This window comes from Nitrogeniibacter aestuarii, from assembly GCF_017309585.1.
In the GTDB taxonomy this organism is placed as follows: domain Bacteria; phylum Pseudomonadota; class Gammaproteobacteria; order Burkholderiales; family Rhodocyclaceae; genus Nitrogeniibacter; species Nitrogeniibacter aestuarii.
Map to the genome: position 1 here is coordinate 2,251,965 of NZ_CP071321.1, position 25,995 is coordinate 2,277,959.

22 protein-coding genes and 1 tRNA gene are annotated in these 25,995 nt (G+C 61.9%); 5 read left to right on the plus strand and 18 right to left on the minus strand.

Features of this window, described 5'->3' with window-relative positions; translation table 11 throughout:
- Window positions 1-15: 15 nt before the first annotated feature.
- The 4 genes from minC to J0W34_RS10345 all read right to left on the minus strand — a co-directional run bounded on the left by minC (window position 16) and on the right by J0W34_RS10345 (window position 4,435).
- A complete protein-coding gene (minC, locus tag J0W34_RS10330; protein WP_230971591.1) occupies window positions 16-783 on the minus strand; it encodes a septum site-determining protein MinC in 768 nt (255 codons plus the stop codon).
- Between the two features lie 105 nt (window positions 784-888).
- Window positions 889-1,755 (minus strand): Hsp33 family molecular chaperone HslO, encoded by an 867-nt coding sequence (gene hslO / locus J0W34_RS10335; protein ID WP_227814610.1) that lies wholly within the window; start codon window positions 1,753-1,755, stop codon window positions 889-891.
- A 3-nt stretch (window positions 1,756-1,758) separates the two neighbouring features.
- Window positions 1,759-2,121: an ArsC family reductase gene (locus J0W34_RS10340; protein ID WP_230971592.1), complete on the minus strand. Its 363-nt coding sequence runs from the start codon at window positions 2,119-2,121 to the stop codon at window positions 1,759-1,761.
- A 4-nt stretch (window positions 2,122-2,125) separates the two neighbouring features.
- Complete coding sequence (locus J0W34_RS10345) at window positions 2,126-4,435, minus strand: Tex family protein (RefSeq protein WP_230971593.1); 2,310 nt, start codon at window positions 4,433-4,435, stop codon at window positions 2,126-2,128.
- Between the two features lie 131 nt (window positions 4,436-4,566).
- Between J0W34_RS10345 and J0W34_RS10350 the strand changes: the two genes are divergently transcribed.
- Window positions 4,567-4,935 (plus strand): hypothetical protein, encoded by a 369-nt coding sequence (locus J0W34_RS10350; RefSeq protein WP_230971594.1) that lies wholly within the window; start codon window positions 4,567-4,569, stop codon window positions 4,933-4,935.
- Here the strand turns inward: J0W34_RS10350 and J0W34_RS10355 are convergent.
- The 5 genes from J0W34_RS10355 to J0W34_RS10375 form a co-directional block, all read right to left on the minus strand.
- Window positions 4,925-5,788 carry a tetratricopeptide repeat protein gene (locus J0W34_RS10355; RefSeq protein WP_227814606.1) on the minus strand — a complete coding sequence of 288 codons (864 nt, stop codon included), beginning with the start codon at window positions 5,786-5,788 and terminating at the stop codon, window positions 4,925-4,927. The genes J0W34_RS10350 and J0W34_RS10355 overlap by 11 nt on opposite strands.
- Before the next feature lie 87 nt (window positions 5,789-5,875).
- Entirely contained in the window at window positions 5,876-6,724 is an 849-nt protein-coding gene (locus J0W34_RS10360) for a D-hexose-6-phosphate mutarotase (RefSeq protein WP_227814605.1), read from the minus strand.
- A 19-nt stretch (window positions 6,725-6,743) separates the two neighbouring features.
- Window positions 6,744-7,319, minus strand: coding sequence for a DNA-3-methyladenine glycosylase I (locus J0W34_RS10365; RefSeq protein ID WP_230971595.1), 576 nt, complete (start codon window positions 7,317-7,319; stop codon window positions 6,744-6,746).
- Between the two features lie 63 nt (window positions 7,320-7,382).
- Window positions 7,383-10,070, minus strand: a complete 2,688-nt coding sequence (locus tag J0W34_RS10370; RefSeq protein WP_227814603.1) for a bifunctional acetate--CoA ligase family protein/GNAT family N-acetyltransferase — start codon at window positions 10,068-10,070, stop codon at window positions 7,383-7,385.
- 178 nt (window positions 10,071-10,248) lie between these two features.
- Window positions 10,249-13,134: a PAS domain S-box protein gene (locus J0W34_RS10375; RefSeq protein WP_230971596.1), complete on the minus strand. Its 2,886-nt coding sequence runs from the start codon at window positions 13,132-13,134 to the stop codon at window positions 10,249-10,251.
- A 265-nt stretch (window positions 13,135-13,399) separates the two neighbouring features.
- On the opposite strand from J0W34_RS10375, the gene gabD reads away from it, so the two are divergent.
- Both gabD and J0W34_RS10385 read left to right on the plus strand, forming a co-directional pair.
- The gene (gene gabD / locus J0W34_RS10380) at window positions 13,400-14,857 is read left to right on the plus strand and encodes an NADP-dependent succinate-semialdehyde dehydrogenase (RefSeq protein ID WP_230971597.1); all 1,458 of its coding nucleotides are present in this window, start codon (window positions 13,400-13,402) and stop codon (window positions 14,855-14,857) included.
- Window positions 14,854-15,414: a class I SAM-dependent methyltransferase gene (locus J0W34_RS10385; RefSeq protein ID WP_230971598.1), complete on the plus strand. Its 561-nt coding sequence runs from the start codon at window positions 14,854-14,856 to the stop codon at window positions 15,412-15,414. Before gabD ends, J0W34_RS10385 begins: the two co-directional genes overlap by 4 nt.
- 12 nt (window positions 15,415-15,426) lie before the next feature.
- Here the strand turns inward: J0W34_RS10385 and mnmH are convergent, their stop codons facing one another.
- A complete protein-coding gene (mnmH, locus tag J0W34_RS10390) occupies window positions 15,427-16,470 on the minus strand; it encodes a tRNA 2-selenouridine(34) synthase MnmH (protein ID WP_230971599.1) in 1,044 nt (347 codons plus the stop codon).
- A gap of 40 nt (window positions 16,471-16,510) precedes the next feature.
- Between mnmH and selD the strand changes: the two genes are divergently transcribed.
- A complete protein-coding gene (gene selD, locus J0W34_RS10395) occupies window positions 16,511-17,551 on the plus strand; it encodes a selenide, water dikinase SelD (RefSeq protein WP_230971600.1) in 1,041 nt (346 codons plus the stop codon).
- Here the strand turns inward: selD and J0W34_RS10400 are convergent.
- A complete protein-coding gene (locus J0W34_RS10400) occupies window positions 17,538-18,179 on the minus strand; it encodes an arylesterase (RefSeq protein ID WP_230971601.1) in 642 nt (213 codons plus the stop codon). The two genes, selD and J0W34_RS10400, sit on opposite strands and share 14 nt — an antisense overlap.
- Here J0W34_RS10400 and J0W34_RS10405 point away from each other — a divergent pair.
- The gene (locus tag J0W34_RS10405) at window positions 18,163-18,876 is read left to right on the plus strand and encodes an ABC transporter ATP-binding protein (protein ID WP_230971602.1); all 714 of its coding nucleotides are present in this window, start codon (window positions 18,163-18,165) and stop codon (window positions 18,874-18,876) included. The genes J0W34_RS10400 and J0W34_RS10405 overlap by 17 nt on opposite strands.
- Here the strand turns inward: J0W34_RS10405 and hpnE are convergent, their stop codons facing one another.
- The 7 genes from hpnE to J0W34_RS10440 all read right to left on the minus strand — a co-directional run bounded on the left by hpnE (window position 18,877) and on the right by J0W34_RS10440 (window position 25,969).
- Window positions 18,877-20,190, minus strand: coding sequence for a hydroxysqualene dehydroxylase HpnE (hpnE, locus tag J0W34_RS10410; protein WP_230971603.1), 1,314 nt, complete (start codon window positions 20,188-20,190; stop codon window positions 18,877-18,879).
- Between the two features lie 3 nt (window positions 20,191-20,193).
- Window positions 20,194-21,027, minus strand: coding sequence for a presqualene diphosphate synthase HpnD (gene hpnD, locus J0W34_RS10415; protein WP_230971604.1), 834 nt, complete (start codon window positions 21,025-21,027; stop codon window positions 20,194-20,196).
- Complete coding sequence (gene hpnC, locus J0W34_RS10420) at window positions 21,024-21,848, minus strand: squalene synthase HpnC (RefSeq protein ID WP_230971605.1); 825 nt, start codon at window positions 21,846-21,848, stop codon at window positions 21,024-21,026. Before hpnC ends, hpnD begins: the two co-directional genes overlap by 4 nt.
- Before the next feature lie 28 nt (window positions 21,849-21,876).
- Window positions 21,877-21,961: transfer RNA gene (locus tag J0W34_RS10425), tRNA-Leu, on the minus strand.
- Window positions 21,962-22,048: 87 nt separating this feature from the next.
- Window positions 22,049-22,936, minus strand: coding sequence for an HDOD domain-containing protein (locus tag J0W34_RS10430; protein WP_227814592.1), 888 nt, complete (start codon window positions 22,934-22,936; stop codon window positions 22,049-22,051).
- Window positions 22,937-23,162: 226 nt separating this feature from the next.
- Window positions 23,163-24,707, minus strand: coding sequence for a SpoVR family protein (locus tag J0W34_RS10435; RefSeq protein ID WP_230971606.1), 1,545 nt, complete (start codon window positions 24,705-24,707; stop codon window positions 23,163-23,165).
- The gene (locus tag J0W34_RS10440; protein WP_227814590.1) at window positions 24,704-25,969 is read right to left on the minus strand and encodes a YeaH/YhbH family protein; all 1,266 of its coding nucleotides are present in this window, start codon (window positions 25,967-25,969) and stop codon (window positions 24,704-24,706) included. The genes J0W34_RS10435 and J0W34_RS10440 overlap by 4 nt, the downstream gene beginning before the upstream one ends.
- Between the last annotated feature and the right edge of the window lie 26 nt (window positions 25,970-25,995).

Genomic DNA, 25,995 nt, shown 5'->3' on the forward strand with positions numbered 1-25,995 from the left:
CTTCCTAAATGTTCGTTACGCTGTTTGCAGCGCATTCATGGTCAATGATTGATTGTCGCCTTCACCGCTCAGGCGGGCCTGCGCCGCCTTGCCGGCGACCGATTCAGGAATGCCTTTTTCGAAGGTGCGGAACACCCCCGCGATGGCGATCAGTTCCGGGCCGAAATCGGTCGAGATGATGCGGGCTTGCGTGTTGCCTTGAGCACCGGCGATGGCACGGCCACGCAGCGGGCCGTAGCAATGCACATTGCCGTCTGCAATCACTTCAGCGCCATGGCTGACACCGCCGAGCAGGATCAGGTCGCCGCCTTTGGCATAGACCTGCTGGCCGGAGCGCAACGGGCGGTCGACGATCATCGTGCCCGCCTGGATCGGTGTAGTCGGTGGTGCGGCGACGGGGGCGGGCTCGGGCGCCGGGACAGGTGCAGCCGGTGGCGTCTGGCGCGGTGCGGCTGCGAGGGCGTCGTCATCGAGGACGGCCAGCCCAATGCGCTTGGCGCCGTCGACGAGATGGTCGGGCACATGGGTTGCGGCCACTGGCTGCAGACGATAGCGTCGCAGCAGGCTGGCGAGCGAGGCCCAGTCCACGCTGTCCGGCGGGGTGGTCAGGCCGGAAAAGTCGAGTATGGTGGCTTCGAGATTGAAGAAGTCGGGCATGCCACCGAGCATGGTGTGCATGGCATCGGCCAGACGCATCGGGTCGATATCGCGCAGTCGCGCGGTCATGACCCCCAGGGTCGCACCCTTGAATTCTATGGGTCTGGTGTTCGCGGCGTCCTTCATTCAGCTCTGGGCCCTGTCAAATCCTTCGAGTCTAATGTGCCCGGCTACCCGGGGCAATACTCGTTGGAAATTCGTTTCGAATTTGTGCGTTGGTGCGCCCGACGACTAGTGCCGGGTCGGCGGGATGTGACCTTGAAAGAGCGCCTCGATGTCGTCGGCGTCGTAGCGGTAGGTGTGGTTCGACAGGTCGTCATGTATCTCGATCATGCCCTGTTCGTCGAGGATGGACTGCACTTCATCGCGTCCGAGGCTCAACAGCATGCTTTCGATCTTTTCAGGGTCCATCGGCCAGTGGTGAATGACCGGGCGCGGCTCGAAAACACGAACCTGTTCTTCATGAAAGAGCCGGGTCAGCAGGGTTTCGGTGTCGAGGGAAAGCAGTTCGTCCGGCTTGACCGTACCGGCAAGCTGAGTGATGCGTGCCCAGCCGTCTTCGTCGCGTTTGTCGGCGTCAGGAAGCTTTTGCAGAAAGAGCCCGGCGGCAGCGTCGCCATTGCAGGCGAGGGCGAGCACGGCCGGCTGCTGTTCCGACAGGGCCAGATAGTGCTCGAAGACGGCGGCAATGGTTTCGCCCTCGACCGGCACATAACTCTGATACGGCTGCTGCTGGTCATTGACCTCGTAGGTGAGCAGCAAGCGACCGTCGCCGACCATGGCGGGCAGCGCGCCATCGCTGGGGACGTCCTCACCCTTGGCGTAGCCGCGGATGTTGAGCGTCTCCGTGCAATCGACAACCAGCAGGCTCAGCGGCCCATGGCCCTGCATCTGGAAGGTCAATCGCCCTGGTTGTTTGAGATTGCCGGTCATGATGCTCGCGACGGCGGCCATTTCACCCAGCACCGTACGCACCGGTCGCGCGTACTGACGGCCTTCGACCATCTTGCGCCAGGCGTCGTTGAGCTGAACGAAAGCGCCGCGGATGTCGAGGTCATCGAACAGGAAACGTTGTACGAAGCTGTCTTCCTTGAGCATCGCTCAGACTCCGAAATGTTCGGCATACGCGTCGGCCTTGAAACCAACGAGCAGCCCTTTGGCGGTGGCAAGCACCGGACGCTTGATCAGGCTGGGATTTGCGACCATCAGCGCAATGGCAGCTTCATCAGTATCGATGTTCTGCTCGGCTGGTGGCAGCTTTCGCCAGGTTGTGCCACGGGTGTTGACCAGTACGGTGCGCTCGGTCTGATCGAGCCAGCGATGAATCGTATCCGCGTCGATGCCTTGTTTCTTGTAGTCATGAAACACGTAGTCGACGCCGTGGGTGTCCAGCCAGCCGAGCGCTTTTTTCATGGTGTCGCAATTGCGGATGCCGTAGATCTTGACCATGGTTTCTCCAGACATGGCGTTACTTCCTGAGGGCTCTGGACAGTGCGGCGGCCATGCTGCCTGCGGGCTCGCGGCCCTTGCTACGATCATCGCCACGTTTCTGTCGTGCGGCTGGAGCACCGTTGTCGCGGCGCGCTTCGTTGCGTTTGCGCTCGGGCGTGGCATCCATACGCATGGTGAGTGAAATGCGCTTGCGTTGCACGTCGACTTCAAGCACTTTCACTTTCACCACGTCGCCTGCCTTGACGACAGTGTGCGGGTCTTTCACAAAGCGGTCAGCCAGCATGGATACATGGACCAGACCGTCCTGGTGGACGCCCACGTCCACGAAGGCACCGAAGTTGGTGACGTTGGTCACCACACCTTCGAGCATCATGCCTTCGGCCAGGTCGGTCAGTTTGTCGACGCCGTCCTTGAAACTGGCGGTCTTGAAGGCCGGGCGCGGATCGCGGCCGGGCTTGTCGAGTTCCTGGAGAATGTCCCTCACCGTCGGCTCGCCGAAGGTTTCGTCCGCATAACGACGCGGGTCGAGGGCCTTGATGGCCTTCGAGTCGCCCATGATCTCACGCACGTTACGTTTGAGGTCGGCAAGAATGCGTTCGACAACCGGGTAGGCCTCGGGGTGAACCGCCGAGGCGTCCAGCGGGTTGCTGCCGTTCATGACCCGCAAAAAGCCCGCTGCCTGTTCGAATGTCTTGTCACCCAGACGGGGAACGGCCTTGAGCGCTTTCCGGTCGGCGAACGCGCCATGGGCATCCCGATGGGCAACGATGTTCTCGGCCAGCGTGCGGTTCAGACCGGAAATCCGGGTGAGCAGGGCGGCGGAGGCCGTATTGACGTCGACACCGACAGCATTGACGCAATCTTCGACGACGGCGTCGAGCATGCGCGCCAGGCGACTTTGATTGACGTCGTGCTGGTACTGACCAACGCCGATGGATTTGGGGTCGATCTTGACCAGCTCCGCCAACGGGTCCTGAAGTCGGCGGGCAATGGAAACGGCGCCACGAAGGCTCACGTCCAGGTCCGGAAATTCGTCGGCTGCCAGTTGCGAGGCGGAATACACCGACGCCCCCGCCTCAGAGACCATGACCTTGGTCAGCCGTGCGTCGGCCATATGGCCGACCAGTTCGGCGGCGAGTTTGTCTGTTTCGCGAGACGCGGTGCCATTGCCGATCGCAATCAGGTCGACACCATGCGTCTTGACGAGTCTGGCGAGGGTCGCGAGGCTACCGTCCCAGTCGCGACGGGGTTCATGCGGATAGATGGTGGCGGTCTCGAGCAACTTGCCGGTGTTGTCGACGACGGCAACTTTCACCCCTGTGCGCAGCCCGGGATCGAGACCGAGCGTTGCCCGGGGGCCGGCAGGTGCAGCGAGCAACAGGTCCTTGAGGTTGCGGGCAAAGACGGCGATGGCCTCTTCTTCTGCCCGCTCGCGGGCGGCGTTCATCAATTCAAGCTCAAGATGGACGGAGAGCTTCACGGTCCACGCCCATCGGGCCGTGTCGAGCAGCCATCGATCCGCCGGCCGCCCTTCGTTGCGGATGCCGAAATGACGGGCGATGCGCCCCTCGCACGGCCCCAGCTGACCGGGTTCGGGCACCTCGGGAAGTTCGATCGACAGTCTCAGCACGCCTTCGTTGCGCCCTCGAAGCAGTGCGAGAAAGCGATGTGAGGGGATGGCATTGAGCGCTTCGGCAAAGTCGAACCAGTCGCGGAATTTCGCGCCGGCCGTTTCCTGCCCGTCGACGACCTTGGAGACAACGCGACCATGATCGGACAGGTAGGCGCGAAGGGTGTCGAGCAACTGTGCGTCTTCGCTGAACTGTTCGACCAGAATCTGGCGGGCACCGTCGAGGGCCGCCTTGGTGTCCTCGATCCCGGCGTCCGGGTTGAGGTAGTCCTTGGCCACGGCCTCGGGATCGAGGCCTGGGTCGCTCAACAAGGCATCGGCGAGCGGGGCCAGGCCTGCTTCCCGGGCGATCTGAGCCTTGGTGCGGCGCTTGGGTTTGTAGGGCAGATAGAGGTCTTCAAGGCGTTGCTTGGTGTCAGCGGCCTCGATCTGGGCTCTGAGCGCGGGATCGAGCTTTCCCTGGCTGTCGATGGATTCGAGGATGCTTGCGCGTCGATCGTCAAGTTCGCGCATGTAGCCCAGGCGATCGTCGAGATGACGCAACTGGGTGTCGTCGAGTCCGCCGGTGACTTCCTTCCGATAACGGGCAATGAAGGGGACCGTCGCGCCTTCGTCAATCAGGCGGATCGCTGCGGCGACCTGGCGTTCGGCCACATTCAGTTCGGTGGCAATGCGGTGTTCAAGGCTGGCTGGCATGGTGTTTTGCTACGGGGTTGGACTGCCCAAGAAGCGGCGCAGTTTGCTACAGGGGCGGGTGACCCGCAAGTCTTGCGCCGATAAACCGTTTAGACTGGTGGGATATATTCACTTACATACGGAGAGGCTGGATGCTGGCGGGCAGGGCGCTTTACACATTGTTGCTGAACGGCGTGGTGATCGGGGCCGTGTGTTCAACACCCGCTCACGCGGCGGATAGCGCCGCCCTTGGGGTCGTCAGGCTTGCGCCCCAGCAGGAACGGGCGGCACCGCCGCCGCCGAAGCGACCGTATGCGATCAATGGTGAGAGCTTCTACTACGAAGGGACGAAAATCATCATTGAGGGTCTGGTGTTGCCACGCCCGGATAGTGAATTGGCCAAGCAGCGCCTGCAACGCAGGCTCGATTCGGGTGAAATCACCTACGCGCCGATTGGCGAGCCGAACGGAGGTGTCGTTCGTGCTCGTGTGAGCATCGACGGGCAGGCTCTCAACAATTGAGGGTTGAAGACAGCGCGCTGCGGAAGCGGCGTACCAGCGACGGATCGACCTCGGGTAGCGCGAAGATCTGAATCATCTTCTTGCGGGCGGCTTCGTCCTTGAACTGTCGATCCTTCTGAACCACCCACAGTAACTGCCCCAGGGCTTGCTCCCAGCGGTGACGTGCAATGCAGGCATCGGCCAGTTCCAGTCGCGCGTCCAGATCGTCCGGGTTGGCTTCGAGCTTCGTGGCCAGTGCTGCCAGGTCTTCCTCGGAGGTGGCACTGCCCCGGGCCATGTCCAGCCGGGCGCGCAAGGCAGCAATCTGCGCCTTGTCGTCCACCTTGGGCTCGATCGCCGGAATGAGTTGTTCGGCATCTTCCAGGTGGCCTTCGCCAATGAGGACCTCAATGAGCATGAGCCAGGCATTGACATCGTCGGGCGCGACCTTGACGGCTTCCTTGAGGTAGTCGAGTGCTCTGGCGCCGTCGTTGGCGTTCAGGCATTCGACAGCCGCCTGGAGTTGCTGTGCCGCCGGGGAGGGTGCCAAGCGATCGATGAAGGCCCGCACCTGGCCTTCGGGCAGCGCACCGGTGAAGCCATCGACCATCTGGCCGCCGACGAAAGCTCGGACATCCGGAATGCCGCGGACGCCGTACTGGGCAGCCAGCTCCGGTTCCGCTTCGGTGTCGACTTTGGCGAGAAGGAACGCACCCCCCATTTCATCGGCCAGTTTTTCAAGAATTGGTTTCAGATTTCGGCAGGGGCCGCACCACGATGCCCAGAAATCGACCAGCACGGGTTGCTGATGGGAGGCGGCAACGACTTTCTCGTCGAAATCGATGGCCGAAACGTCGAAGCTGAATGCAGACATGGCGTACTCTGAAGAATTCTGTTCCGGTTAACTGAGGGCGCTCGGGGGAAACTCAAGCCTCCACGAACGTGGACGCCCGCTGGGGGCTCACTCGTCGATGAGACTCTGGCGACCCCACCATGTGTTTTCCGCCTCGAGCTCGATGCGCTGACTGGCCACCGCCGCTTCGACACACAGCATGCGGCGAAAATCCCGGTCAGGCATGTCAGCCAGGGCCTTGGTGGCCTCTTCCCACGGGTTCCACACCACCACGTCCGGAAACTGCTCGTGTACGATCTGAAGGCTTCGGTCGCCGTCGATCAGACGCAGGGGTTTAGTGGCATCGGCATAGATGCGGTCAACAGCGTCTTCAACAACAAGTGCTTCATGCGCCTCGGTCTTGATGGCGTCGCCATCGAGCTTGTCCTTGTACTTCTTGCCCTTGAGCCCTTCGAGCCGTGCCAGCTCTACTTCATCCACGTGCAGATAGGTGTGCAGGGCCGTGGTGAATGCAAAGCTGCTGTAGCCGTTGTTGGTGATGGCAAGCTCCACGTCAAGCCGGCTACCGCCCACGCTGATGGTGAGTTCCAGGTCGAAGCTGTGTGGCCACAATGCTTCAGTCTCGGGGTTGTTGGCGATACCGAAGGTGAGCATGACGTGATCCTTGTCGTCACGCTGTTCGATGAAGGTCCACATGCGTGTGCGCACAAGGCCGTGTTTCGGCAGACTGCCCTGATTGGCGAACTGCGGGAAGCACACGGGGATGCCGCCGCGGATGGAGACACTTCCGTCCAGCACGGCGTTGTCGCTCAGATAGAGCCACGGGCGGCCACCGGCCGGCTTCCAGTGAAGCACCTGGCCACCCAGCAGGCTGATGGTCGCCTGTGCGCCGTCTTTGGTGGTGACGGCGAGCACGGGTGTGCCCTTGAGTTCGGTTTCGGTGATGCTTGCGTACATAGGTGATGCGCCTTTGGTGTCAGCTGGCCTGTGACGGGTGGCAGTGACAGCTGATGATGTGGTCGTTGACCATGCCGGTCGCCTGCATGAAGGCGTAGCAAATGGTGCTGCCGACGAACTTGAAGCCCTGTTTTTTCAGCGCGCGGCTCATGGCATCCGACTCCGGCGTATTGCCCGGCACTGCGGACAGGGTGTCGAAACGGTTGATGCGCGGTTCTCCGCCGACGAACTGCCAGATCCATTCGGAAAAGCCGCCGTCGAGCTCCATCAGTTTGAGCCAGGCGCGTGCATTACCGATGGTCGCCCGGATCTTGCCCTGGTGCCGAACAATGCCGGTATCGTTAAGGAGTCGGCTCACGTCGGCTTCATCGAAGGCGGCGATCTTGACAGGGTCAAACCCCGCAAACGCGGTGCGATAGCCTTCTCGTCTCCGGAGAATGGTGATCCACGACAGGCCGGCCTGGGCGCCTTCAAGCGTGAGCATTTCGAACAACTTGACGGGGTCGCGCTCGGGGACACCCCATTCCGTGTCGTGATAGGCCACGTACAGCGGATCGTCGCCGCACCACGGGCATCGATGTAAACCGGATGTCATGAAAAGGCGGCCTCGGGCAGTGCCAAAACGGCATTCTATCCCGAGGCTCGCCTGTCGGGGAGGTCAGTCCTGCAGGGACAGGACGCCGAGCTTGATGGAATTGTCTTCCGGATCGTTCGAGAGCACGAAACCGAGGCTTTGCACGAAGCGCAGCATACGGTCGTTGTTCGAGAGGAAAACCCCGTTCATATAGGCCAGGCCGCGATCGCGGGCGGTCTCGATCAACACGCCCATGAGCCGTCGGGCCAGCCCGCGATGCTGCCAGTCGTCCGAGACGACAATGGCGAATTCGCAGGACTCGCCGTCCGGATTGACCGCATAGCGAGCGACGCCAATCTCGGTTTCCTTGCCTTCCACCTCCACGGTGGCGACGAAAGCCATCTCACGGTCGTAGTCGATCTGTGTGAGGCGCACCACCATGGCCGGTGGCAGCTCGCGCATGGTGTTCATGAAACGGAAGTATTTCGACTCGGCCGACAGATTGCGGACGAACTCGGCCTCGATTTCCGCGTCTTCCGGTCGAATCGGACGGATCGTGATCTTCGTGCCGTCGGGCACCGTCCAGTGCGAGATGAGGTGCTGCGGATACGGGTGAATCGCCATGTGGTCGTAGCGATCGGCCGTTGGCGAGACGTTGTCGGCGTGGATACGCGCGTCGACAACCACTGCGCCGTCCTCGTCGATGATGAGCGGATTGATATCCAGCTCCTTCATCCAAGGCAATTCGCACACCATCTCCGAGACACGCAGGAGAACGAGTTCGAGCGCCTCCATGTTCACCGGCGGCATGTTGCGGAACTCGTCCAGGTAGCTGCTGACGCGTGAGGAGCGAATCAGGTCGCGGGCGAGATAGGTGTTGAGCGGTGGCAGGGCAATGGCGCGGTCCTTGTCAGCTTCGACACGGGTGCCGCCTTCGCCGAAGGTGATGATCGGCCCGAAGACCGGGTCGCGTCGCACGCCGACCATGAGCTCGCGGCCGTTGGGCTTGCGAATCATGGGCTCGATGGCCAGGCCGTTGATATGGGCTTCGGGGTGTGCCTTGCGAACGCCTTCCAGGATCTCCTGATAGGCCGTGCGGACGGCGGCCAGACTGGTCAGATTGAGGCGAACGCCACCCACGTCCGACTTGTGTTTGACGTCGGGCGAATCAATCTTCATGGCCACCGGCAGACCGATCTCCTCGGCCAGCACCATGGCTTCAGTGGCGGAGCGGGCGACAACGGTTTGCGCAATGGGAATCCGGAAGGCGGCCAGAATGGCCTTGGATTCCATTTCGTTCAGCACCTTGCGGCGCTCGTTGAGTGCCGTCTCTATGACCAGGCGTGCGCTTTCGATCGAAGGCGGGTTGAGTTCGGTCAGCGATGCCGGCGTCTGAGCGAGCAGCTTCTGGTTGCGGTAGTAGGCCGAGATGTGACTGAACAACTCGACCGCAGGCTCAGGGGTGCGGAAGGTCGGGATACCGGCGCCATCGAAGAGCTTGCGGGCTTCGGTGACGATCTCTTCGCCCATGAAGCAGGTGACGACCGGCTTGTCGGCGTTGCGCTCTTCCTCGATCAGTGCCTTGGCCACTTCGGTCGGATTGGCCATGGCCTGCGGCGTCAGCATGACCATGACACCGTCTACATTCGGCCCCTCAAGCACCGCCTTGATGGCTGCGCGATACCGCTCGACATTGGCGTCGCCGAGCACATCCACCGGGTTGCCGTGCGACCAGGTAGCGGGCAGGGCCGCGTTGAGTTTTTCCAGCGTACTTTCGGCGAAATCTGCAAGCGGGATGCCAAGGTCCGCGGCCCGGTCGGCCGCCATGATGCCGGGGCCACCACCGTTGGTGATGATGGCAAGGCGGTTGCCACGGGGGCGGAAGTGCGAGAACAGGGCGTTGGCGGCGGCGAAGAGCTGGCCCAGGTTGTAGAGGCGGATGACGCCGGCACGGCGCACTGCGGCGTCGAAAACCGAGTCTTCGCCCACTTCGGCGCCCGTGTGACTGAGCACGGCGCGCGAGGCTTCGGGGTGGCGACCCACCTTGATGAGCAGCACCGGTTTGACACGGGCGGCGCTGCGCAGCGCACTCATGAAGCGGCGCGCATCGCGAACCCCTTCGACGTAAAGAAAGATGCTCTCGGTGCGCGGGTCAGAAATCATGAACTCCAGGGCTTCGCCGAAGTCGATGTCGCTCGACGAGCCCAAGGAGATGACGGAGGAGAATCCCACGTTGTTCGGGCGTGCCCAGTCGAGAATCGCGGTACACAGCGCACCGGACTGGGAGATGAAACCGATGGAGCCGGGTAGCGCACGGCCATGGGCAAAAGTGGCGTTCAGGCCCAGCTCGGGGCGCATGATGCCCAGGCAGTTGGGGCCGAGGATGCGAATACGGTGACGACGCGCCGTCTCCAGCATGGATCGCTCAAGCGCTGCGCCGCGACGGCCGGTTTCCGAAAAGCCGGCCGACATGATGATGGCGGCCTTGGCGCCGGCACGGCCACAGGCATCGATGACCGAAGGGATCTTCTGCGCGGCAATGGCGATGACGACCAGATCCAGGCGCTGTGGCACGTCTTCAACCGAGGCATAGCAAGGGACACCCTGGACTTCTTGGTGCTTGGGATTGATGGCGAACAGGCGGCCCTTGAACCCACCGTCTTTCATGTTGCGCAGAACGACAGTGCCGATGGCGTCTTCACGCTCGCTGGCACCGACGATGGCGACGGATTTGGGCTCGAACAGCGGGGTTAGATAGTGCTTTTCTTTCATGTCTCGTCCCTTTTCAGGACTGCCGTTTTGGCTCGGTCACAGCACCGAGCGATCGATGGATATTGCATTGCAGCAAACAAGAGCATAGTGCAATGCATCATTTCGAGGGATGACACAGATCAGATTTGTTGTAGCAAATGTCGAAAGGTGTGGCAGTTCGCACACACCGCTATCGACATCAGTGCCCGATACTGAAGCTGAAGCGAGCGCCTTCACCGGGGACCGAATGGGCTGAAATCCTGCCACCATGACGCGCGATGATGCGCTGAACGGTCGCCAGCCCGATGCCCGACCCTTCAAACTGGCTGTTCGGGTGCAGCCGATGGAAGGGGACGAATAGCTTGCTGGCGTACTCCATATCGAAGCCGACGCCATTGTCCTCCACACAGAACTGCACCTCGTCATCCGTGCGGGTGGCAAAGAAGGAAATGCGCGACACCGGCTTGCCTTTGCTGAACTTCCAGGCATTGCGAACCAGATTTTCAACGACAACGCGCATGAGTGTGGGGTCTGCATTGGCCGTGAGCCCGGGAACGATGTCGGTCACCAGCGTGCGGTCGGGGTCCGTGATGCGGATTTCATTGATGACGTCGGTGACCATCTGGCTCAGGTCAATGTTGTTTCTGCGCAGCGGCTGGCGCGTGAGGCGAGCCAGTTCGATCAGGTCATCGATCAGTTGGGCCATGCGCCCGGTGGCCGTGCGAATACGTTGCAGATAGGTTCGGGCGGTGTTGTCGAGCTGCGGGTCGAGGTCTTCCTGAAGAATCACCGAAAAACCATCGATGGCACGCAGTGGTGCGCGCAGGTCGTGCGACACCGAGTAGGAGAAGGCCTCAAGCTCGCGGTTCGATGTTTCGAGTTCCGCCGTTCTTGCACGCACGCGGGCCTCGAGTTCCATATTCACGTTGCGCAGGGTCAATTCGGCGACCTTGCGTTCCGTGATGTCGTCGAGAGAGCCGGTGGCGCCGGTTACGGTGCCCACCTCGTCATAGACCGGCCGGGCGTGGACTTCGAGCCATCGCAGTTCGCCCGCCATGTTGCGGATACGCAATTCGCATTCGCATTCCTTGTCGAGCGAGGCCAGCACCGCTTCGAGCTTGACGCGGCCAAAATCGCGATCGTCGGGATGCACGTAGTCGGTGAGCGGCTGGCCGATGCTCTCTTCGACCGGAAAGCCGGTGGTTCGCGTCCATGCCGGGTTCAGGAAGATGAAGCACCCGTTCAGATCCGTCTGGAAGATCACCTCGTTGATCGAATCGACCACTTCCTTGTAGCGCGTCCGGCTTTGCTGGAGCGCAAGCTGGGCGGCCTTGCGATCACTGACGTCGCGCACCAGCGAGAGGATGGCCGGGCCGTCGTCGAACTGGGTGACGACGCTCGTGATCTCCACGTCTCTGCAATCGCCGCCGGGCTGCACGATCTGGCGGTGACGAATCGGCAGCTGGGCGCCGTGGATCGCCTCGGTTGGCACGGTCAGCGGGTTGGTGGTGTCCACATAGAAACGATCGAGCGGCTCGCCCACCAGCTCATTGACGTCGTCGATACCGAAAATCGTCAAGGCGGCTCGGTTGCCAAAGATGATGCGGGCATCGCGATGCACGATGATGCCGTCGGGCGAGACGTCAACCAGCCGGCGGTAGCGTTCTTCAACCGCATGGCGCTGGCGTTCTGCGTGTACCCGGGCCGTGATGTCCTGGGTGATGCCGATACAGGTGCGCAGGTCGCCGGCCTCATCACGCAGCGCACTCACGGCGACCGTGGCCCAGACATCCTGCCCCGATAGATGGACGAAGCGCTTTTCCCGGGTGTAGGCGTTGATCCGGCCATCCTTGAGCGCGCTGAAGAACTTGATGTCCTCATCCCGATCGGCCGGATGCGTCAGCTCCTTCAACGTCCGACCGATGAGTGAGGCCGGATCCCCGCCGAGCATCTGGGCAAAGGCGTGGTTGGCGCTCTCGATGCAGCCCTCGGGATTGGCGTTGGTGATGCCGACCGGCGCCTGTTCGAAGGTGGTGCGGTAGCGCGCTTCGCTCTCGATCAGCGCATGCCGGGTCTCGTGCTCCTGCGTCACATCCCGGGTGACGCCCCGATACCCTGAGAACCGCCCGGATGAATCGAAGGTCGGGCGGCCCGTGATCGAGAACCACACACGACGTCCATTGGGGAGCGTGCGTTGATAAATGAAGTTGTCGAACGGTTCATGCGCGTGCAGTGTGGCGATGTGCTCTGCCCATTCCGGTGCCGTTTCGCTCGCGCCGACCAGTTGCCATCGGGTCTGCCCGAGAGTCTCCGATTCACCCAGCTGGATCGGGTTGTTCGGGCTGGTGAGGACACGGGTGAAGCGAAACTGCGCGTCCTGTTCCCAATACCAGTCAAAGAAGGTTTCGATCAGGGTGCGGAAACGGCTTTCGCTGGTACGCAGGTCGCGCTCGGCGTCGATTCGCTGGGTGATGTCCCGCCCGATGCCGCGGTAGCCGATGAACAGTTCGCCATCGAAGAGCGGCTTGCCGATGAACTCGAGATGGCGCACTTCATCGCTCAGGTCGCGACGGCTGACAAGCACACTGATGTTCTGGTGGCCTGCCATGCGCAGCTTCAGATTGCGCCAGGTGTTGGCGTCGGTTTCATCGCCGGGGAGCTCCCACGGCGCCTGACCGACCAGTGTGTCCGGGTCCATGTTGGCAACGCTGCGGATGCCGCTGCTGATGAGCGTGAAATGGTGCTCGCGGTCGGTCTCCCAGAGCCAGTCGCTGGATTGTTCGACGAAATCGAGAAGCCGGGTCTGGTTGAACTCGGCCACCTTGGTGGCACGCTTGGCGAACTCGGAGGCAAAGTGATACGTACGCAGGTAGCGAAATCCGAGCAGAACCAGCGCCGCGAGCACGGCTGCACCAAAAATGGCAGCCGTCAGCCAGGGAATGGCTGTCAAGGTGGCAGAGGCAGACGGATCGCTACTGGCGACCGCTGCCACCGGGCCCGAGATGCCTACGCCGTGATGTTGCCACCAGCGAACCAGCAAGGCCGCAACACCGGTGGCACCGACAGCGGCGAGCAGAATCGACACCGTCAGCACGGGGCGAAAGGCGTGATCACTCTGAGATTGGCCCGGTTCCGGGTGTCGACTGGAAGGCAAGGTTCTTCTACTGCCTGTCGCGCCGCGTGCGGAGCACCAGCGGACGGGCGCATGATTCAATGGAATTTATCCCGCGTCTGCGCATCATAACGTGAGAATGCCAGAGCATTGATCCTATGGCCTCGGCTGAAAAGACGACGTGACTTTTTGCGCTGGCACAAGAATATTCCGAAGAATTTCAGGAGACCCGTCAAGCATGCAAGACAAGCTACAAGTACCGGGCCTGTTCAAACAGGCGGCTTATATCGATGGGCGCTGGTGTGACAGCGCCGACACGGTGGATGTGTTCAATCCGGCCAATGGTGAGCGACTCGGTGGCGTACCGAGACTCGGGGCAGACGAAACAAGAGAGGCCATCGCGGCGGCCGAGAAGGCGTTCCCGGCCTGGCGGGACCGGCTCGCCAAGGAGCGCTCGCAGATCCTTCGCAAGTGGTTCGACCTCATCAACGAGCACGCGGACGATCTGGCGCGAATGATGACGCTGGAGCAGGGCAAACCGCTGAGTGAATCCAGGGGTGAAGTGGCGTACGCCGCCTCGTTCGTTGAATGGTTCGCCGAGGAGGCCAAGCGGGTCTATGGAGACACCATACCCACACTTGGCAAGGACCGCCGCCTGATGGTGATTCGCCAGCCGGTCGGCGTCTGCGCGGCGATCACACCCTGGAACTTCCCCGCGGCCATGATCACGCGCAAAGTGGCGCCGGCCCTCGCGGCCGGGTGCACCGCCGTTGTCAAACCCGCCACACAGACGCCGTTCACCGCGCTGGCGCTCGCCGAACTGGCCGACCGTGCGGGTTTTCCGCCGGGCGTGTTCAACGTGGTGACCGGCGACACGAAGGCCATCGGTGGCGAGCTGACGGGCAACCCCACGGTGCGAAAGCTGTCATTCACCGGGTCGACCGAGGTCGGGCGTGTGTTGATGGAGCAGTGTGCGCCGACCATCAAGAAACTGTCGCTGGAACTGGGTGGCAACGCGCCGTTCATCGTGTTCGACGATGCCGACCTTGACGCCGCGGTCGAAGGCGCCATGGCGTCCAAATACCGGAATACCGGCCAGACCTGCGTGTGCGCCAACCGCATTCTGGTTCAGTCATCCGTCTATGACGCATTCGCCGAGAAACTGGCCGCCCGGGTCGGCGAGCTGAAAGTCGGTTTCGGGCTGGACGAGGGCGTGACCCAGGGCCCGCTGATCGATGAGAGTGCCGTCGAGAAGGTCGAATCCCACATTAGCGATGCACTCGAGAAGGGCGCCCGCGTGCTGACCGGCGGAAAGCGGCATGAGAAGGGCGGCACCTATTTCCAGCCCACCGTATTGGCCGATGTGACGACCGAGATGAAGGTGTGCCGGGAGGAAACGTTCGGCCCGGTGGCGCCGCTGTTCCGATTCGATGACGAGGCCCAGGGCATCCGCATGGCCAATGACACCATCTTCGGGTTGGCGGCGTACTTCTATTCCCGTGATGTCGGGCGTATCGTAAGGGTCTCGGAAGCACTGGAGTACGGCATGGTCGGGATCAATACGGGCGTGATGTCGAACGAGGTGGCGCCCTTTGGTGGCGTGAAGCAGTCGGGGCTTGGGCGCGAGGGCTCTCGGTACGGCATTGATGAGTATCTTGAGATGAAGTACCTGTGCCTGGCGGGTGTGGATCAATGAGCGGCCATGGCGACCTCTCTCCGTCGCCATGGGTGGTGCGATTTGCTCCCCTGATTCTCGACGGCGGTCGCGTTCTTGATCTGGCGTGTGGTCGGGGGCGTCACGCGCGTCACCTGGCCGACCGAGGCTTGCATGTCATTGCCGCCGATCGAGACGAAGCCGCGCTTGAAGTCGTGTCTGAAGTGCCGGGGGTGGTGACCTGCCACCTTGATCTCGAAGACGGATCGCCGTGGCCGTGGGAGGCCGAGGCTTTCGACGCGATTGTCGTCGCCAACTATCTCTACCGGCCGGCTTTCCAGGCCATGCTCGACTGCCTGAAACCGGGCGGTGTTCTGATCTACGAAACCTTCATGGTCGGGAACGAAGCCTTCGGGCGGCCACGCAGCCCGGAGTTTCTGCTGGAGGCCGGCGAGCTATTGCTGCGGTTGAGGGACGAGTTCTGTCCGGTGGCCTTCGAGCAAGGCATCGTCGGCGACCCTCCGCGCGCGGTGGTTCAGCGTGTCTGTGCCGTCAAGGACACACAGCCTTATCAATTACCCGAAACCACGCCAGCCTGAAGCGGTACACACTCACTGCTTGAGGATGGCGGCGGCGACAGCATCAATGCCGCCCTCCGACAGATCGCTGCTTTCGACGCGTCGGGCATTCGCATAACCCTGATAGTTGCTGTTCTGGGAGCGCCGATAGAGCGGATCGTAATGCTGATCAATCAACTCGGTAAACAGCCGGGGCAGATCATGCGCGTCCGCATAGTCGTTCCAGCGGTCGAGTGTCTCGTTGGGCAGGATGCGGCGCAGGCAGCCGAGCTTGAACTTGAGGTCTTCCGCATCGTCGCCCAGGTACGCGTAGTCCCGGAGCAGAAACTCGATACGTGCCTCACGACTGGCGTCGATCATGACGCACTCGCTCTCGCGCATGCGCTCGATCAACGCGCCAGGTAAATGGATGCGGCCGATCTTGCGGCTTTCCGCTTCGACAAAGACCGGCTGTTCTGGCGTGAATCGGCTCAGTTGCTGATACAGCAGGGTTTCAAAGAACTTCTGGCTCGGTTGTGCGGTGCCGGGCAGGGCGCCGAGCACCGAACCCTTGTGCGCCGCCAGGCCTTCCAGATCAAGTACCTGGGCACCCTTGCGCTCCAGTGCTTCGAGCACGCGTGTCTTGGCGCTGCCGGTCGGACCGCTGACCACCTGGAATTCGAAGGTTCGGGGCAGGGTTTCGAGCGCGCTGACCACCTCACGGCGGTACTGTTTGTATCCACCCACGAGCTGGCAGGCGTCCCAACCGATCATGCGCAGCCAGGTGGTAAACGCACCGCTTCGCTGGCCACCACGCCAACAGTAGATCAGCGGACGCCAGTGGCGGGGCTTGTCCTGAAAGTGGGTGAGCAGGTGGTTGGCAAGATTCTGTGCGACCAGCGCACCGCCAAGCCGTCGGGCGTCGAACGGAGAGACCTGCTTGTACATGGTGCCCACCTGGGCTCGCTGCTCGTTGTCGAGCACCGGCATGCTGACGGCACCGGGCAAGTGATCGTCAGCGAACTCCGCGGGTGAGCGAACATCGATAATCTCGTCAAATTCCGGGAGCTGTGCTACGGTCGCGCTGCCTTTTGTCATCACCTGTCCAGTCGCGCCGATCCGGCGCCAGAAACGTCACATGTCTTCTATTCGATTGACCGAATTCTCCCACGGCGGCGGCTGCGGCTGCAAAATCGCACCGGCCGTGCTCTCCGATATCCTTGCGCGCTCGCCGCTGGGGGTCATGCCCAAGGAACTGCTGGTGGGGAATGCCTCGGCAGACGATGCCGCGGTCTATCAGCTCAACGAGTCCCAGGCCATCGTCGCGACGACCGACTTCTTCACGCCGATCGTCGATGATCCGACCGACTTCGGGCGCATCGCTGCGACCAATGCCATCAGCGACGTCTATGCCATGGGCGCGACGCCCATCATGGCGCTGGCCATCGTCGGCATGCCGCTCGACAAGCTGCCGGTCGAGGTGATTGGGCAGATCCTGGAAGGCGGTGCGAGCGTCTGCGCCGAGGCGGGTATTCCGGTCGCTGGCGGGCATTCCATCGACGTGCTCGAACCCATCTACGGTCTTGTGGCTCTGGGGGTGGTTGATCCGGCGCGCTTGCTGCGCAACGACAGGGCACGGGTCGGCGATGTGCTCGTTCTGGGCAAACGGCTGGGGGTTGGTGTGCTGTCGGCTGCGCTCAAGAAGGGGCAGCTGTCCAGTCAGGGTTACGCGCAGATGATCGCCAGCACCACGCAGCTCAACACCCCGGGACCACGCCTGGCCATGATCGACGGTGTGAATGCGGTCACCGACGTGACCGGCTTCGGGCTGGCCGGCCATTTGCTGGAAATGTGTCGTGGCGCCGGGCTACGGGCCGAGGTGGGCTTCGACACCTTGCCGCTCATCGACGAAGCGGTGCACTTCGCCAGACAGGGCGTGGCCACCGGCGCTTCGAATCGAAACTGGAATGGCTACGGCGCATCTGTCGAACTGGATCCGTCGATTGCGCCCTGGCAGCAAACCTTGCTGACGGACCCCCAGACCAGTGGCGGTTTGCTGGTCAGCTGTGCGCCGCAGGCCGTGGACGCAGTGCTTGCCTGTTTCCACGACGCGGGGTTTGACGGTGCTTGCGTGATCGGTGAAATGGCTCAGGGCGAGGCGCGCGTCAGCGTTCGCTGAGCTTGACGCCGGCGCGGACCATGGGTTCGATGGCCGGCCACACATTGTCCAGAATTGCGGGCTGGGCCTCCGCGGTCGGATGCAGGCCGTCGGGCTGAAACCATTCACGCCGGTCGGCAAAGCCCGCCAGCAAGAAGGGCACAAAGGCCGTGTTCCGTTCTGAGGCCACGGTTTCGAAGGTTTGACGGAACTTGTTGGCATACGCGGGGCCATAGTTCGGTGGCAACTGCATGCCCACCAGCACCACTTGGGCACCGGCTCGACGGCTGTGGTCGATCATGGCTTCCAGATTCGATTTCATGCGTTCGAGCGGTAATCCACGCAGTCCATCGTTGGCCCCCAGTTCGATGACCACCACGTCTGGCTGGTGCGTCTCGAGGGCGTGGGGCAGACGGGCGCGCCCGCCGGCGGTGGTCTCGCCACTGACGCTGGCATTGACGACGGTGTGTGTGCCCTCAATGCCTTCGAGGCGGCGGGCCAGATGTGCTGGCCAGGACTGCTCGGCGCGCAAGCCATAGCCGGCAGACAGGCTGTCGCCCAGCACAAGAATCGTGGCTGCGCCCACCAGCGGGCTGGCGAGGATGAATAACAGGACAACAATGGATCGAACCATGGATCGAGGCGTCATTCCTAACTCCGAAACAGTCATTCTGGTCTCCGGGCTGAGCAAATCCGTGGCCACTCGGGACGATAGCGGTGTGCCGCTGCAGATTCTGCATGAGGTCGATTTTGCCGTCAGCGCCGGGGAGACCGTCGCCATTGTCGGTGCCTCCGGTTCAGGTAAATCGACCTTGCTCGGTCTGATCGCAGGGTTGGACGCGCCCACCGCGGGCTCGGTTCAATTGTGCGGTCATTCACTTTTCGATCTGGACGAGGACGGTCGTGCCCGGCTCCGTGGGGAACAGATGGGGTTCGTCTTCCAGTCCTTCCAGTTGTTGCCGGCACTTACCGCGCTGGATAACGTGATGCTTCCCCTTGAACTGGCCGGTGCGGCCGACGCCGAGGCACGCGCACGCAAGTGGCTTGAACGCGTCGGGCTGGCACAGCGAGTCAAACATTATCCGAAGCATCTGTCGGGGGGAGAGCAACAGCGGGTGGCGCTCGCACGTGCCTTTGCGCCGGACCCCGCGGTACTGCTTGCCGATGAACCGACGGGGAATCTCGATGCCGAGACCGGCGCCGCCGTGATCGAGCTGATGTTCGAACTGAACCGGGAGCGGGGCACCACCCTGATTCTGGTCACTCACGACAATGCACTGGCCGATCGATGTGACCGGGTCTTTCACATGCAGGGTGGCCGGCTTGAGGAGCAGGTGACGGCGTGATCAGCGTGCGGGCATGATGGCGCGCGCGCAGGCCACACCGGAACGCACGGCTGACTCGATAGTGGCCGGATACGGGCTGTCCACATAGTCGCCGGCAAGCCAGAGACCGCGTTCAGCAGTTCTTACCCCGGGGCGCTTGACTCCCGGACGGCAGGCAAAGGTGGCACGTTTTTCCACGATGGTCAGAATCTCGTCGGGCTTGGGCAGCTGGTGCCCGACGATGCGTTCAAGCTGGTTGTGCATGGCCAGTTCGATTTCATGCTTCGGCAATGCAAGATGCGGCCCGCGGGCGCTGACGACGCCGGCGATGAGCCCCTCATTGCCGCCAAACTGCCCGCGATCGAAGAACCATTCTGCCGGGCCTTCAACGTCACCGATCATGGCGCTCGACAAGCGGACGCTGTGATCGTACTGCAGGTAAGTGGTCAGGATGGGTTCGTATTCGAAGGCGTCGAGGGTCTGTTGCAGATCGCTCAATGCCGGAAAGTTGTCGATCAGGTCGGTGGCGTGATACGGCGCTGTCGCAACGACCACATGATCGAAACCACGTGAGGTGGAAGGATCGCCTTCGAGTGCAAATTGATCGCCATCGCGCACGATCCGCGCAATCGGCTCGGTGACATAGACCTGACCGCCATTCATCGCGATCCAGCGTGCTGCGGGCACCGGGAACAGCTCGGAGAGGTCCACGCGCGATAGCAGCATTTCGCTGGCCGCCGCACCCGAAGCCAGCGAGTCGCGCAGCACGTTGGCAAACACGCGCGCCGAGGCCTCCTGCGCCGGGGTGTTGAGTGCAGCGACGCAGAGCGGTTGCCAGAGATAGCGATTCAGACGCTCGGGCTGGGCTGCTCGATCGAGCAACTCAGCGACCGTCATCTGCGCCGGCAGGCGAAAACGATGTTTCTTGAGGTGCTGGATGAAGCGCAGGCAGGCACGACGCTCGCCCCAGTTCATACCCTCCGCGCGCAACAATCCGACAGCAAGATGCAGCGGCGCCGGGAGACGTGCGGCGCGCAAGCGCAGCTGGCCGGGGAAGTTGAGGTCGAGTGGACGCGTGTTGAAGACGCCGGGTCTGACCCCGACCAGGCGCAGCAGGCGCAGTGTTTCCGAATAGGCGCCCAGCAGCATGTGCTGGCCGTTATCGACACGCAGCTCGCCTTTTTCGACAACGCGGGCCCGGCCACCCATGACGCGGGAGCTTTCAAATACGGCGACCTGTGCTCCGCGCTTGACCAGCTCAACGGCGCAGGCCAGGCCCGCGTAGCCGCCACCGATCACGCCAACGCGCGGAGCGTCCGGGGAGGCGAAAGCCATGGATCAGCCCTTGAACCAGGTACGTGTCGCGATCCACAGTTTGCGGACCGGGGTGAGGGATGTGCGTCGGTCCAGCACCAGAAAGTTGTCCTGGGCAATCTCTTCGAGCAATGTGCGGTAGATGGCCGCCATGATCAGCCCGGGGCGCTGCGCCTTGCGATCCTGCGCGGGGAGATGTGCCATGGCTGACTCGTAGAAACCGACCGCCCGCTCGTACTGGAAACGCATGAGTGACACGAAGGCGTCCGAGTGTTTCGCGTCGAGAATGTCCTTGGCCGGCACGTTGAACCGCTGCAGGTCTTCGACGGGCAGATAGATGCGCCCCCGGCGGGCGTCTTCACCCACGTCCCGGATGATGTTGGTCATCTGGAAGGCGAGGCCCAGGTCGTGCGCGTACTTGAGGGTCTGACGATCTTCGTAGCCGAAGATCTCGGCGGCAAGCAGGCCCACCACCGAAGCGACGCGATAGCAGTAAAGCCGCAGGCCCTTGAAGTCGAGATAGCGCGTCTGGGTGAGATCCATCTGCATGCCGTCGATGATCTCGAGTAGCTGCTCTGGCGCGAGATTGAAGCGCTTTCGGACATCGATCAGGGCGTGCCCGACCGGATGGGTGGCTTCATCGGCCGCAACGCGCCCGATCTCGGCACGCCACCAGTCCAGCTTGTTGGCGGCGATGGTCGGGTCCTGGCATTCATCGACCACGTCGTCGACTTCCCGGCAAAAGGCGTAGAGGGCCATGATGGCCTGTTTGCGCTCGGGTGGCAGGAACAGAAAGCTGTAGTAGAAGCTCGAGCCGCTGGCGGCTGCCTTTTGCTGGCAATAATCGTGGGGGTTCATCGTGTCGAGTGTCTGTAGTTCGCGGCCTGCAGTGCCATGCGCAATGCATCCGTCTTGCCCAGCTTGGGGCGATGTCGGAAGACGTCGTAGCCGACCGACTCGATGCGTCCGAGAATACGCAGCCCGCCGAGTACGATCAACCGTAATTCCCACCCCACGCGACCGGGCAAGGACGGGGGCAGATCGGCGCCGCTGAGCATGAGTGCACGCGCCCGGTCCACCTGAAACGCCATCATCGAGCGCCAGGCGTCGTCGACCCGCTGTTCAGCGATGTGCGATTCGCTCACGCCGAACCGGTCGAGGTCTTCCTGCGGCAGATAGACGCGACCCTTGGCCCAGTCAATGCCCACGTCCTGCCAGAAGTTGATGTATTGCAGCGCCGAGCAGATCGCGTCGGACTGCGTCAGGAGCGGTTCGCGATGAGCGTTGAACAGGCACAGCAACAGGCGACCGACCGGGTCTGCCGAACGGCGGCTGTAGTCCTTGAGTTCGGTGTAGGTCGCATAGCGGGTTTTGCCCACGTCCTGACTGAAGGCGTCGAGCAGATCGCGAAAATACTGAATGGGGAGCCGGTGGCGGGCGATGGTGTCCGCCAGTGGTGCGAACAGGCCGATGGTGGTTGGCTTGCCCTGCTCGATGAGATGCAGTTCGCGGCGGTAGTCATTCAGCCCGGCGAGGCGCTCGACGGGGCTGGCATCGCCTTCGTCAGCGATATCGTCCGCGCTGCGGGCAAACGCGTATATGTGCTCGATGGGCTGGCGCAGTCTCGCGGGCAGCAGGAGCGATGCGACGGGAAAATTCTCGTAGTGATCGACCGGCATGGGCGCGGGGGCGCTGGGAAAATTCGGGTGGTGCGAGAGGAGGGACTCGAACCCTCACGCCGTAAGGCGCTGGAACCTAAATCCAGTGCGTCTACCAATTCCGCCACCCTCGCAAGGTGGTTTCTCCGCAGGCTCGCCTTCGAAGAAGTGGCGGATTATACACGGGGCGCCGGTCGTGGGATCACCCCGTGCGAGCAGAATCAGCCTCTGAGCACCGACAGCAGGCTGTCACGGGTTTCGCGCGCGGACTCACGCAGCTCTTCGAGCTGATCGGGCTCGATGTCGCGCGTGGCAGCCTGAAGCAGCGTGGAACGCATCTCGGGGCTGAACTGCAGGAAGGGGTTGGGGGTGTCGGCACACAGACAGGCGACGAAATAGATGTCGCGCAGCTGTTTCGGTGGCCAGGCGCCGCCGTAGGGGTCGCGATCATCGAAGACGCTGCTGACGATGTCGGGTACATCAAGCGCGTTGATGATGGCGCGGGCCACCGGTTCGTGCCACAGGGCCACGAATTCCCCGAAGCGGTTCATGTCATGTTCGAGCGCTTCATGTTTCGTGGCACGGGCGAGCAGGTAGAACTGACCGATGGTGCTGAGCATGCCGGCGAACATGGCCGTGTCGGCATTGCCGCTACGAAGGTGCTTGGAGATACCCCATGACCAGGAGGCGACATCAATGGTGTGCATCCACAACCCGGATGCGATCAGCCGTGCGTCGGCACTGCGTGTTTCTGCTGCGAGCTGTTCAGTGGCGACGGCAAAGGCGAGCGATCGCACGTTGACCAGCCCGACGCGCGAGACGGCGTCACCGATGGACGTGATTTCCTTTCCGTACGGATTGAGCGCGGTGGAGTTGGCGAGGCGAATGATGCGGGCACTCAACAGTGCATCCGGGCGGATGACGTTGACCACTTCATCCGTGGAACTGTTGGGGTCGTCGCACACCCGCTTGATCCGGACCGTGAGATCCAGAAAGGTCGGGAAGGTGAGCTGGCGCGTGGCCAGGTCATGCTCGACGGTTCTGGAAAACGCCTCAAGGGCTTCTTCAAACGGGTCTTCGTTGTGAATTTCCAGGGGTGAAGTTGACATACCGCCTCCAAGCGATCACTCGTGCCCGGTCATGAATGCGGGCAACAGGGGTCCTTATCACTGGATATAACGGCAACGGCGCGGCGCGCTTTAGGTCAAGCGCGCAGACTGAATCAATATGCCTTGAGACACAACAGACGTACGTGAAAAGCCCGTCGAGCTGATCAGGGAAAGACAGGAACGCCACGCAACCGGGGCGTGGCGTTCCTGTTGTTTTTGCCGAGAATCACGCTTGGGCTGCGGGCTCGTGTTGATGCCGTTTCTCGCGTCTGCACTCGTAAGTGAGTTGGGTGGACCCGTCGGGCTGAACGGTTTCGAGCCTGACGGTGAAACCCCAGAGACGTGCGATGTGCTTCATGACCTCGCTGCCCGAATCGGCCAAGGGACGACGGTTGTAGGGCTGGTATCGAAGGGTCAGCGACCGGTCGCCACGCACATCGACATCCCACACCTGGATATTGGGTTCGCGACAGCCCAGGTTGTACTGGTTCGACATTCGCTCACGCAGCGCACGGAAACCACGCTCTTCGTGAATGGCAGTGACTTCCAGGTTGTCCTTGTTGTCGTCATCTTCAATGGCGAACAGCTTGAAGTCGCGCATGAGCTTGGGCGAGAGGAACTGGGCGATAAAGCTTTCGTCCTTGAAGTTGCGCATGGCGAAATCGAAGGTTTCTTTCCAGTCAGAGCCCGCAATTTCGGGGAACCAGTCCCGGTCCTCGTCGGTCGGGTGCTCGCAGATCCGCTTGATGTCCTGCCACATGGCAAAACCCAGAGCGTAGGGATTGATGCCGTTGTACCAGGGGTCGTTGTAGTTCGGCTGATAGAGCACGCTGGAGTGACTGTGCAGAAACTCCATCATGAAACTGTCCGAAAGCAGACCTTCGTCGTACAGCGTGTTGAGCAGGGTGTAGTGCCAGAAACTTGCCCAGCCCTCGTTCATGACCTGGGTCTGGCGCTGCGGGAAGAAGTACTGCGCGATCTTGCGAACGATCCGGACAACCTCGCGTTGCCACGGTTCGAGCAGCGGGGCGTGCTTTTCAATGAAGTAGAGCAGGTTTTCCTGCGGCTCCGACGGAAAGCGCGGCCGTTCGTTGGGGGTGCCGGTCGCGTCGTGACTGGGCAGAGTGCGCCACAATTCATTGACCTGGCTCTGGAGGTAGGCCTCGCGCTCTTCCTGGCGCTCGCGTTCCTTGGCGAGCGAGAGTTTGGGCGGGCGCTTGTATCGATCCACGCCGAGGTTCATCAAGGCATGGCACGAGTCGAGCAGGTCTTCGACGGCTTCCTCTCCGTAGCGCTGCTCGCACTGGCCGATATAGTTTCTCGCGAACAGCAGGTAGTCGACGATCGCGTCCGGGCTGGTCCAGGTGCGGAACAGATAGTTGCCCTTGAAGAAGGAGTTGTGTCCGTAGGCAGCATGGGCGATCACCAGCGCCTGCATGGTGAGGGTGTTTTCCTCCATCAGATAGGCGATGCACGGATCGGAATTGATCACGATCTCGTAGGCCAGGCCCATCTGCCCGCGCTTGTACTGCCGCTCGGTGGCGAGGAACTGCTTGCCGAAGGTCCAGTGGTGATAATTGACCGGCATGCCGACGGAGGCGTACGCGTCCATCATCTGCTCTGAGGTGATCATCTCGATCTGGACCGGGTAGGTGTCGAGGCCATACTCGCTCGCCACCCGCGAGATTTCATCGTGGTACGCGTCGATGGCCTCGAAGCTCCACTCGGCGCCCGTGGGCAGTTTCTTGCGTTCGAGAATGATGTCGCTCATGCCGGCTCCTTCTTGAACAATTCACGGAAGACAGGGTAGATGTCTTCGAGTGTTTCGATGCGTTGCATGGCGAAGTTCTTATGCGTCGCGTCGAGGTTCAGGTACGTGCGCCAGAGGTTTTGCGGCTCGCCGGTGGTGATTTCGATATAGGCGAAATACCGCACCAGCTGCAGCAATTCGGTATCCAGGATCTGATGGCATATGGGCGAATCATTGTCCCAGTTGTCGCCGTCGGAGGCTTGTGCGCCGTAGATGTTCCACTGGCTCGGGCTGTAACGCTCCTTGACGATGTCGGTCATCATCCGCAGCGCACTGGAGACCACCGTGCCACCCGATTCGCGCGAGTAGAAGAAATCCTGCTCATCCACTTCTTTGGCGATGGTGTGGTGGCGTATGAACACCACCTCGATGTGCTCGTAATTGCGCTTGAGAAAGAGGTAGAGCAGCATGAAGAAGCGTTTGGCCGTGGACTTCTTGTATTCGTCCATCGAGCCGGACACATCCATGAGGCAGAACATCACGGCCTGGGTGACCGGCTGCGGTTCCTTCACTCGATTGTTGTACCGCAGATCGAACTGATCGATGAAGGGAATGGCCTCCTGGCGCACCCTGAGGGTGCTTCTTTCTTCCTTCAGCGCCTGGATGCGCTCCAGATTGGTGCCTTCGTCCTTTTCGAGTTCTTCAAGCTCTTCGTTGATCTCGCGGATGCGTCGCGCCATCGGGCCGCCCAGGGCCATGCGACGCCCGAGGGCACCGCGCAGTGAGCGAACCACATTGATGTTGCTCGGCACGCCGGTGGAGGTAAAACCTGCTCTCCGGGATTTGAACTCGGTGATCTTGGCCAGCTGGGTGCGAACCAGGTTGGGCAGGGCAAGGTCCTCGAAGAACAGGTCGAGGAACTCCTCGCGCGATAGCTGGAAAACGAAATCGTCCTCGCCTTCGCCCTCGTTGCTCGCCTTGCTGCCACCGCCGCCGCCTTCACCACCGGGTGGCCGCTCGATGGCGTCTCCGGCCGTGAAACGGTCGTTGCCGGAAAACACCTGTTCCCAGACCCCCTCGCGCCCCTGGCGAAACGAAGGTTCGGACAGGTCCTTGGCCGGGATCGAGATCTGCTCTCCGCTGTCCAGATCCTTGATCGAACGCCCTTCAATCGCGTCGGAGACGGCTCTGCGAATCTGATGCTTGAAGCGGCGCATGAAGCGCTGCCGGTTAACAGTGCTCTTTTTCTTGCTGTCGAAACGTCGGTCGATGATTCGAACCATTGGAGCTCCCTGGCGTATGGGCCGGT